This is a genomic window from Stenotrophomonas chelatiphaga, assembly GCF_001431535.1.
Classification (GTDB): domain Bacteria; phylum Pseudomonadota; class Gammaproteobacteria; order Xanthomonadales; family Xanthomonadaceae; genus Stenotrophomonas; species Stenotrophomonas chelatiphaga.
The window spans coordinates 1-8487 of record NZ_LDJK01000104.1 but is presented as its reverse complement, the minus strand read 5'-3'; the positions used below and the strand labels follow the sequence as shown (position 1 = coordinate 8487).

8 protein-coding genes are annotated in these 8487 nt (G+C 67.2%); 4 read left to right on the top strand and 4 right to left on the bottom strand.

What is annotated here, in order from left to right; all coding sequences use genetic code 11:
- Positions 1-92 precede the first annotated feature (92 nt).
- Together ABB28_RS16950 and pyrE are read right to left on the bottom strand one after the other, a co-directional pair.
- Entirely contained in the window at positions 93-758 is a 666-nt protein-coding gene (locus ABB28_RS16950; protein ID WP_057687540.1) for a hypothetical protein, read from the bottom strand.
- Between the two features lie 22 nt (positions 759-780).
- Positions 781-1440 (bottom strand): orotate phosphoribosyltransferase, encoded by a 660-nt coding sequence (gene pyrE / locus ABB28_RS16945; RefSeq protein ID WP_042615474.1) that lies wholly within the window; start codon positions 1438-1440, stop codon positions 781-783.
- 131 nt (positions 1441-1571) lie between these two features.
- On the opposite strand from pyrE, the gene ABB28_RS16940 reads away from it, so the two are divergent.
- The 3 genes from ABB28_RS16940 to ABB28_RS16930 all read left to right on the top strand — a co-directional run bounded on the left by ABB28_RS16940 (position 1572) and on the right by ABB28_RS16930 (position 3977).
- Positions 1572-2372, top strand: a complete 801-nt coding sequence (locus ABB28_RS16940) for an exodeoxyribonuclease III (RefSeq protein ID WP_057687539.1) — start codon at positions 1572-1574, stop codon at positions 2370-2372.
- Positions 2369-3673 carry an AmpG family muropeptide MFS transporter gene (locus ABB28_RS16935; RefSeq protein ID WP_057687538.1) on the top strand — a complete coding sequence of 435 codons (1305 nt, stop codon included), beginning with the start codon at positions 2369-2371 and terminating at the stop codon, positions 3671-3673. The genes ABB28_RS16940 and ABB28_RS16935 overlap by 4 nt, the downstream gene beginning before the upstream one ends.
- Positions 3674-3749: 76 nt before the next feature.
- Positions 3750-3977: a hypothetical protein gene (locus ABB28_RS16930; protein WP_057687537.1), complete on the top strand. Its 228-nt coding sequence runs from the start codon at positions 3750-3752 to the stop codon at positions 3975-3977.
- A 44-nt stretch (positions 3978-4021) separates the two neighbouring features.
- On the opposite strand, the gene ABB28_RS16925 is transcribed toward ABB28_RS16930, so the two are convergent.
- Together ABB28_RS16925 and ABB28_RS16920 are read right to left on the bottom strand one after the other, a co-directional pair.
- A complete protein-coding gene (locus ABB28_RS16925; protein WP_057687536.1) occupies positions 4022-5149 on the bottom strand; it encodes an anhydro-N-acetylmuramic acid kinase in 1128 nt (375 codons plus the stop codon).
- Between the two features lie 73 nt (positions 5150-5222).
- A complete protein-coding gene (locus tag ABB28_RS16920) occupies positions 5223-6689 on the bottom strand; it encodes a M23 family metallopeptidase (RefSeq protein ID WP_057687535.1) in 1467 nt (488 codons plus the stop codon).
- Between the two features lie 170 nt (positions 6690-6859).
- Between ABB28_RS16920 and tyrS the strand changes: the two genes are divergently transcribed.
- A complete protein-coding gene (gene tyrS, locus ABB28_RS16915; RefSeq protein ID WP_057687541.1) occupies positions 6860-8071 on the top strand; it encodes a tyrosine--tRNA ligase in 1212 nt (403 codons plus the stop codon).
- The last annotated feature ends 416 nt before the right edge of the window (positions 8072-8487 follow it).

The window sequence follows — 8487 nt, the reverse complement described above, 5'->3', positions numbered from 1 at the left end:
CGGCTCTTGCCGTCCCCCGCGCAGCCCCACCGCTCGGCCCAATCCCGGTAATTCGAACTCCGCGACCCACTACGAAGGCGCCACGCGCTCCGTCACGCCTCCGGCGTAACACCCTTCAGCAGGCGGAAACGCTGCACGGTTTCTTCGATCTCCGCATCCAGCTCCACGCGCTGGCGTTCGAAGGTGGCCTGCATGCGCTGCTGCGCGAGCAGTTCGCCATGGCGCTTGCGGATCGTGGCCGCCGGTTTTTCGGCGACCGGACGTCCGGCCAGTTCGTTGTCACCGGCGCCGGCCAGGGCGGTGAACAGCGCATCGCGCAGGCTGGCCACGTTGTAGCGCGCGGTGTTGATGTTGTTGTCCAGGATGCCGACGCGCTCGCTGAACACCCGGCGCAGCTCTGCTTCATTGCTATACGTGGACAGCATCGCCTGTTCGGTGCGCTGGCGCGTCTGCAGCGCCATCGCGTCCAGCCGCGCCTGGGCCTCCGCCACCGCCGCGTTGGCGCGCTCGTCTTCATTGAGCGCGCGGTCGACCTGGCCGCTGCGCAGGCCGCTGCGCGCGCTGAACTCCTCGCGTGCGTTGTTGACCGCGTCGGCAGGCAAGGCATCGCTGCAGATGCGCTCGCTGCCTTCGTTCCAGCAGTACAGTTTCTTCGCCTGCGCCTCGGCACTCCCGGCCGGGCGCTTGGACTGCTGCGCGCTGGCCACGCACGGCGTGGCCAGCAGCAAGGCAGCGATGATGGACAGATTCCTCAACATGGCGACCACCCCCTTGGGTCGTTCAGTGCGTCGGACGGCTGCCATATCGGGACCGATAGTCCGCCAGCGGCTGCCGGTAGCCGACAAGTTCCGGGTTTCCGGACGCGAAATCAAGCAGGTCGGCCATCGTCGCCACGGCAATCACCGGAATGCCGGCTTCTTCGGCCACGGCCTGCGCCGCCGAGCGCGGATCGGTCTCCGAGGCGATCTCCTGGCGGTCCAGGGCCACCACGATGCCGGCCGGAATGCCGCCGGCGGCACGGATGATGGCCATTGCCTCGCGGATCGCGGTGCCGGCGGTGATGACGTCATCGACAATCAGCACGCGCTTGCCGGTCATGTCCGCGCCGATCAGCTGGCCGCCTTCGCCGTGATCCTTCACTTCCTTGCGGTTGAACGACAGCGGCAGGTCGCGGCCGCGCTGGGCCAGTTCGCAGGCCATCGCGGTGGCCAGCGGGATGCCCTTGTAGGCCGGGCCGAACACCACGTCGTACTTGAGGCCGGCATCGTCGATCGCATCGGCGTAGCACAGGGCCAGCTGGGCCATCTTCGACCCGGAGTCGAAACGGCCTGCATTGAAGAAATAGGGGCTCAGCCGGCCGGACTTCAGCGTGAACTGGCCAAAACGCAGGGCGTCGGCGCTCAGGGCCAACTGCAGGAAACGGTGACGATGGTCGCTCATCTGACTCAATCTATCTTCATCTTGGAAGGTAAAGCGTACTAGAAGGCGGGCCCGGCGTCCTTCCACGGTCGGCGCATCGGCCGTGAACCGGTATGCTGGGCCGGTTTCCGCTGCCACCCTGAATCGACCGCATGCGCATCATCAGCTTCAACGCCAACGGCATCCGTTCGGCCGCCAGCAAGGGCTTCCTCGACTGGTTCCGCGCACAGGACGCCGATGTCCTGTGCCTGCAGGAAACCAAGGCCCAGGAGGCCCAGCTGTCCGATCCGATGTTCCGCCCGGATGGCCACCATTGCTTCTACCGCGATGCCAGCACCAAGAAGGGCTACAGCGGGGTTGCGATCTACAGCAAGCGTGAGCCTGACCAGGTCATCACCTCGCTGGGCTGGGCGCCGTTCGACGAGGAAGGCCGCTATATCGAAGCGCGCTTCGGCAACCTCAGCGTGGTCTCCTTCTATATCCCGTCGGGCAGTTCCGGCGACCTGCGCCAGGGCTTCAAGTTCGACGTGATGGAATGGCTGCGGCCGATCCTCGACCAGTGGCTGCACAGTGGCCGCGATTACGTGCTGTGCGGGGACTGGAACATCGTCCGTTCCGCGCTGGACATCCGCAACTGGAAGTCCAACCAGAAGAATTCCGGCTGCCTGCCGGAAGAGCGCGACTGGTTGAATGCGTTGTGCGCCGACCACGGCCAGGCCACCGACCTGGCCAGCGGACGGGGCTGGGCCGATGCCTACCGCGTGCTGCACCCCACCGGCGAGGACTACACGTGGTGGAGCAACCGCGGCGCGGCGCGCGCCAACAATGTCGGTTGGCGCATCGACTACCAGTTCGTCAGCCCGGGCCTGCGTGATCGCCTGCGCGGCTGCTCGATCTACCGCGACGAACGCTTCTCCGACCACGCCCCGTTCTGCGTGGACTACGCGCCGTGACCGGCACCGCCGCTCCGGTGTCCTACAAGGGCTGGGCCGGCATCAAGCGGGCGTTCGGCACGCCTTCGGCGCTGACCATGGCCATGCTCGGGTTCGGCAGCGGACTGCCGTTCCTGCTGATCGCTTCGCAGACCCTGTCCACCCGCCTGCGCGACGTCGGCCTGGACCTGGGCAGCATCGGCCTGATCAGCCTGGCCAGCTTTTTCTACCTGCTGAAGTTCCTCTGGGCGCCGGTGCTGGACCGCTATGCACTGCCGCTGCTGGCCTTCATGGGGCGGCGCCGGTCGTGGCTGCTGGCGTCGCAGGTACTGGTGCTGGTGGGGCTCGTCGCGCTGGCCTTCGTACGCCCGGAACAGGGGGTCGCACCGCTGGTGTGCTGGGTGCTCGTCGCCTCCTTCGCCGGCGCCACCCAGGATTCGGTCGTCGATGCCTACCGTATCGAGATCGCCCCGGACGCCTCGCAGGCCGCGCTGGCCGCCACCTACACGCTGGGCTACCGCATCGGCCTGATCCTGGCCGGTGCCGGGGCCCTGTACCTGGCGCAGTTCGAAGGCTGGATCGTGGCCTACCTGGCAATGGCCTCGCTGATGCTGCTGCCGATCCTCACCACCGTGTTCTGCCGTGAGCCGGCACGCCCGGAGGCGCTCGTGCAGCGCCGCATCGACGTGGCCGAAGCCTTCATCCAGCCAATCGCCAGTTTCTTCACCCGCAACGGGGTGGCACTGGCCGTCGGCCTGCTGGCCTTCGTTGGCCTGTTCAAGTTCCCCGACCAGGTGATCGGGGTGATGGCCGGGCCGTTCTACCTCGATTCGGGCTTCGACAAAGCCGACATCGCCACCGTCTCCAAGCTGTTCGGGGTCTGGATGGGAATCGGCGGCGCCTTCCTTGGCGGCGTCGCGGTGGCCGCGTTCGGCTTCCGGCGCATGCTGCTGGTCGCCGCCCTGGGCGTGGCGTTGTCCAACCTGGCGTTCCTGCTGATGGCGCACAATCCCGGCCAGCTGTGGGCGTTCTACGCCGCGCTCAGTGCCGACAACCTGTTCCAGGGCTTTGCCGGCACCGTGCTGGTGGCCTTCATGTCCTCGCTGACCGACCGCAACTTCACCGCCACCCAGTACGCGCTGCTGGTGTCGCTGGCCAACCTGCCGGGCAAGTTCGTCGGCGGCGTGTCCGGCTACCTCGTCGAGGCCACGTCCTACAGCACGTTTTTCCTGCTCAGCGCGGTCACCGTGGTGCCGACCCTGCTGTTGCTGGCCTGGTTGTGGCCGCGCCTGTCAGACCGCAGCGCCCCCGCCGCCGGTTGATTGCCTGCGCGGGCGCGGTGCGGGATGATCGCCTGTCGGCACCGTGGGGGCGGTGCCCTGGAATGGGGAAACAAGCATGGCGGACCTGCTGCTGCAGGAAGTAGACCCGATGATCCTGGACCGGATAGCGCGGCTGGCGGTCGCGCGCGGCTGGACGCAGGCCCAGACCTGCGTGGCGGTGCTGGAGCAGGGACTGTTTTCCACTGAACTGGAAGTACGCAGCGGCTTCGCCGATCCCGAAGTGGATGCGCTGGCCGAGGCCATCGCCGCGTTGCAGGCGCTGCCCGCCGGACACGGCTTCTGACCCTTCGTCAGCGCCGGGCCGTGCTCGGTGGAGCCCGCACCGGCTCAGCCCGGATGGATCGCACCGAGGATCCGCGGCCCTGCGGCACCGGTGACGCTGGGCAGGTTGCCGGCCAGGCCGTCCAATGTGCGCTGGGCCAGCCAGGCAAAGCCCAGCGCTTCCAGATAGTCCGGATCCAGCCCATGCCGCACGCTGGATTCCACCACCACGCCGGGCAGGCGCGCCGCCAGCCGCTGCATGAGATGACCATTGCGCACGCCGCCGCCACACACCAGTACCCGGCGGGCGCCGGGCAGGGTGCGCAGCAGCGCATCGGCCACGGTCACCGCAGTCAGCTCCAGCAGGGTGGCCTGCACGTCCGCGGCCACGTGCTGGCCGTCGCCGATCTGTTGCTGCACCCAGGCCAGGTGGAACTGCTCGCGTCCGGTGCTCTTCGGCGGTGGCAGGGCGAACCACGGGTCGTCGCGCCAGCGCGCCAGCAGGCCCGCATCGACCACGCCGCTGGCCGCGAACGCGCCGTCGGCATCGTAGGTGCGGCCGGTATGCCGCTCGCACCAGGCGTCCAACAGGGCATTGGCCGGGCCGGTGTCGAACCCGAGCAGCGTCCCTTCGCGCGGGATCAGCGTCAGGTTGGCGATGCCGCCCAGGTTGAGCACCGCGCGGTCTTCGTCGGCTGTACCCAGCATCGCCAGGTGGAAGGCCGGCATCAGCGGCGCGCCCTGTCCCCCGGCGGCTACGTCGCGCCGGCGGAAGTCGGCCACGGTGGTGATCCCGGTGTGCTCGGCGATGCGGTTGGCATCGCCCAGCTGCAGGGTGAAGGCCGGCGACGCCGAGGGCCGGTGACGCACTGTCTGTCCATGCGAACCGATCGCCCTGACCTGGGCCGCGTCCACGCCACTGTGCTGCAGCAACGCCACCGCCGCAGCCGCGAAGGCCAGGCCGATGCGCGCATCGACATCGCCCAGCTCATCCAGCGAAGCCAGTTCGCCGCCCTGGCCCAGCGATACCAGCCGCTCGCGCAGCAGCGGGTCCCATGGCAGGGTCAGCCCTTCGACGAAGCGGCAGCCGCCATCGACGGGAAACTGCGCCAGCGCGGCATCGATGCCATCCGCGCTGGTGCCGGACATCAGGCCCAGGTACAGCGGCAGGGCGGGGTCGAACGAAGCAGCCATGGAACCTCCACGAACAACAAGGGCGCCAGCTTGGGCGCCCTGTCGATGCTCGTCAACGTGAGGGATCGGTGCCTCAGCCGCGCTTGCTGCCGGTGCTGCCGCGCGCGGTGCTGGCCACTTCGGTGGTGGCGTCGGCTGCCTTCGGCGCGGGGCCGGCATCGGCATAGATCATCTTTTCCATGCCCTGGATGCGTGCCATCGCCGGCGAGGTCTGCGCACGGAAGGCAACCAGCTCGGCACCCTTCAGCGGTTCCGGCGGCGGCATGGTCACGCTGAGCGGATTGCGGTGCTCGCCGTTGACGCGGAATTCGTAATGCAGGTGCGGGCCGGTGGCCAGCCCGGTGGAGCCGACATAGCCGATCACCGTGCCCTGCGCCACGCGCTGGCCGGTGCGGATGCTGCCGAAGCGCGACATGTGCCCGTACAGCGTGGTGTGGCCGCGGCCATGGTCCAGGATCACCACGTTGCCATAGCCACGCTGGGTGCCGGCGAACTGCACGCGGGCATCACCGGCGGCCATGATCGGGGTACCGGTGCGCGCGGCGTAGTCCACGCCCTTGTGCATGCGCATCTTGCCCAGCACCGGGTGGCGGCGCGCGCCGAAGGTGGAGCTCAGCCGCGCGAACTGGATCGGCATGCGGATGAAGCTCTTCTTCAGCGGGCGGCCATCCAGGTCGAAGTACTCGGCCTTGCCATTGCGGTCGAAGCGGAAACCGGAATAGGTCTTGCCGCCGCTGGTGAAGGTGGCGGCGAGGATCTTGCTGGTGTCGACCCGCTCGCCTTCGCGCCAGGTTTCGTCCATGACCACGCTGAAGCGATCGCCCGGCTGCAGGTCCTTGGAGAAGTCGATGTCGTACTTGAAGATCTCGTCGGTCATCGTGGCGATCGCCGACGGCGACAGCCCCGCCTTGCGCGCGGAGGCATACAGCGAACTGGTGATCTCCCCGCTGGTGACCACGGTGCGGGTGCTGGTCTCGCGCTTGGTGACCGTTTCCTTGATGCTGTCGCCGGTCAGCGCCAGTTCCACCCGGTTGGCCTCGTCGCGGTTGAAGCGGATGCTGCGCAGCTCGCCGGACAGCGGCATGTCGAAGGCGATCTCGGTGCCCGGGCGCAGCTTGACCAGCGCCTCGCGGGTGCCCGGATGGTCCAGCACGCGGTGCAGGGTGGTCGCCGGGATCCCGGCTTCGTCGAACAGGTCGCTCAGAGTCTGGCCGCGCTGCACGCGCAGCACCTGCCAGCTGTCGCCGGGCGTCGCCTGCTGGCGAGCGTGCGCCAGCGGCGGCAACGGCAGCGCCAGGCTGGTATGGGCGTTGGGGTAGGGGGTCTCGATGGTGCTGGAGAAGCCCGGCACGATGGTGGCGACCAGCATGCCGATGGTCGCGAACAGACTGGCATGCACCCAGTGGCGACGGGTCCAGCGTTCATTGAAGGCAGCGGGGAGGTGTTGCCTGAGCTTCCGGTGCAGGGCGTTGTCGTGCAGGACGTGGAGCCGTTCCTTGAAGCGCTGTTTGCGCGCGCGGCCGTGATCGGTATTGAGCATCAGAGGTGTTTTCCTGGCTGGCCCGGGAGCACGGGCTGGATCGCCGGTTACCATAGACACCTATGAAAACCGCGTCAAACCCTTGTGCCTATTGGCTTTTGTGAAGCCGATGCGGTTAACTTGCTCTTAACACCCCACAAGAAGAAACGGCGTTGCCGGGAGTAGTGAACGTGTCCTCCATCGATGAAGCCCTTGCCCTGATCAGCCGCGGTGCCGACGAGATCCTCAAGGTCGACGACCTGCGCGCCCGCCTGGAAAGCGGAAAGCCCCTGCGGATCAAGGCCGGCTTCGACCCCACCGCGCCGGACCTGCACCTGGGCCACACGGTGCTGCTGAACAAGCTGCGCCAGTTCCAGGACCTCGGCCACCAGGTGATCTTCCTGATCGGCGACTTCACCGGCATGATCGGCGACCCGTCGGGCAAGAGCCTCACCCGCAAGCCGCTCAGCCGCGAGGACGTGCTGGCCAACGCGCGCACCTATGAAGAGCAGGTGTTCAAGGTGCTGGATCGCGAAAAGACCGAAGTGCGCTTCAATTCGGAGTGGTTCGGCAAGATGGGCGCGGCGGACATGATCCGCCTGGCCGGCCAGCACACCGTGGCGCGCATGCTGGAACGCGATGACTTCGCCAAGCGCTATGCCGCCCAGCAGTCGATCGCCATCCATGAGTTCCTGTACCCGCTGGTGCAGGGCTATGACTCGGTTGCCCTGGAAGCGGACGTGGAACTGGGCGGCACCGACCAGAAGTTCAACCTGCTGATGGGCCGCGGCCTGCAGGAGCACCACGGGCAGAAGCCGCAGGTAGTGCTGACCATGCCGCTGCTGGAGGGCCTGGACGGGGTCAACAAGATGTCCAAGTCGCTGCACAACTATATAGGTGTGAGCGAGCCGGCCATCGACATCGTCACCAAGACCATGAAGGTGGATGACACCTTGATGTGGCGCTGGATCGAGCTGCTGTCCTTCGACATCAGCCAGGCCGAGGCGCTGGCCCTGCGTGAGCAGGTGGCGGCGGGCGGCCTCAACCCGCGTGAAGTGAAGCTGCGGCTGGCCCGCGAACTGGCCACCCGCTTCCATGATGCCGCCGCCGCCGAGCAGGCCGTGGCCGGATGGAATGCCGCGGTGACCGGGCAGGGCGACATCACCCAGCTGCCGTTGCAGGACGTAGTCGTGCCGGCCGAGGGCCTGCGTATCGCCGCCCTGCTGACCGCTGCCGGGCTGACCCCGAGCAACTCCGAAGCCAACCGCAAGCTCAAGGAGCGCGCGGTGAAGGTGGATGGCGAAGTCGTCGAAGACGGCCAGCAGGTGCTGCAGCCCGGTTTCGAAGGCCTGCTGCAGGTGGGCAAGCGCACCTTTGCCCGGGTCCGCCTGCTGGTGGGCTGAGCCCGCACAAGGGCTCCGGCACCGCCATGCATGAACAAATGCATGGCGGTGTGAAATAAATGCTCACACCCCCTTCCCAAAGCAGAGCGAAAGGGACATACTTCACCTCCCCCGTCGCAGGGGTCGCCACCAAGGAGCTTCAGCGACACAGGGACGCCACCACCGCCGAACGATTTATTCGAACGAAGGTGTTGACGGACTGAAAAAGTCCGGCATAATAGGCGGCTCGCAACGACGAAACGCCTTCGGGCCGGACGTCGAAGCAGCAGAGTCAACAACGCTTCGCTACGGCGAAACGGCCTTGAAAAAAGGTGTTGACGAAGCGGAAAAGCCGGCTATAATGGGCGGCTCGCAACGACGGAAACGTCGGAGCACACGGGAACGGCGCTGAGGCCACTTCCCCTGATCTTTGAAAG

Excerpts from the sequence above, each read along its gene's own strand:
- ABB28_RS16920 (WP_057687535.1), bottom strand. The coding sequence starts at position 6,689 with ATGCTCAATACCGATCACGGCCGCGCGCGCAAACAGCGCTTCAAGGAA.
- ABB28_RS16940 (WP_057687539.1), top strand. The coding sequence starts at position 1,572 with ATGCGCATCATCAGCTTCAACGCCAACGGCATCCGTTCGGCCGCCAGC.
- pyrE (WP_042615474.1), bottom strand. The coding sequence starts at position 1,440 with ATGAGCGACCATCGTCACCGTTTCCTGCAGTTGGCCCTGAGCGCCGAC.
- ABB28_RS16950 (WP_057687540.1), bottom strand. The coding sequence starts at position 758 with ATGTTGAGGAATCTGTCCATCATCGCTGCCTTGCTGCTGGCCACGCCG.
- ABB28_RS16925 (WP_057687536.1), bottom strand. The coding sequence starts at position 5,149 with ATGGCTGCTTCGTTCGACCCCGCCCTGCCGCTGTACCTGGGCCTGATG.
- ABB28_RS16930 (WP_057687537.1), top strand. The coding sequence starts at position 3,750 with ATGGCGGACCTGCTGCTGCAGGAAGTAGACCCGATGATCCTGGACCGG.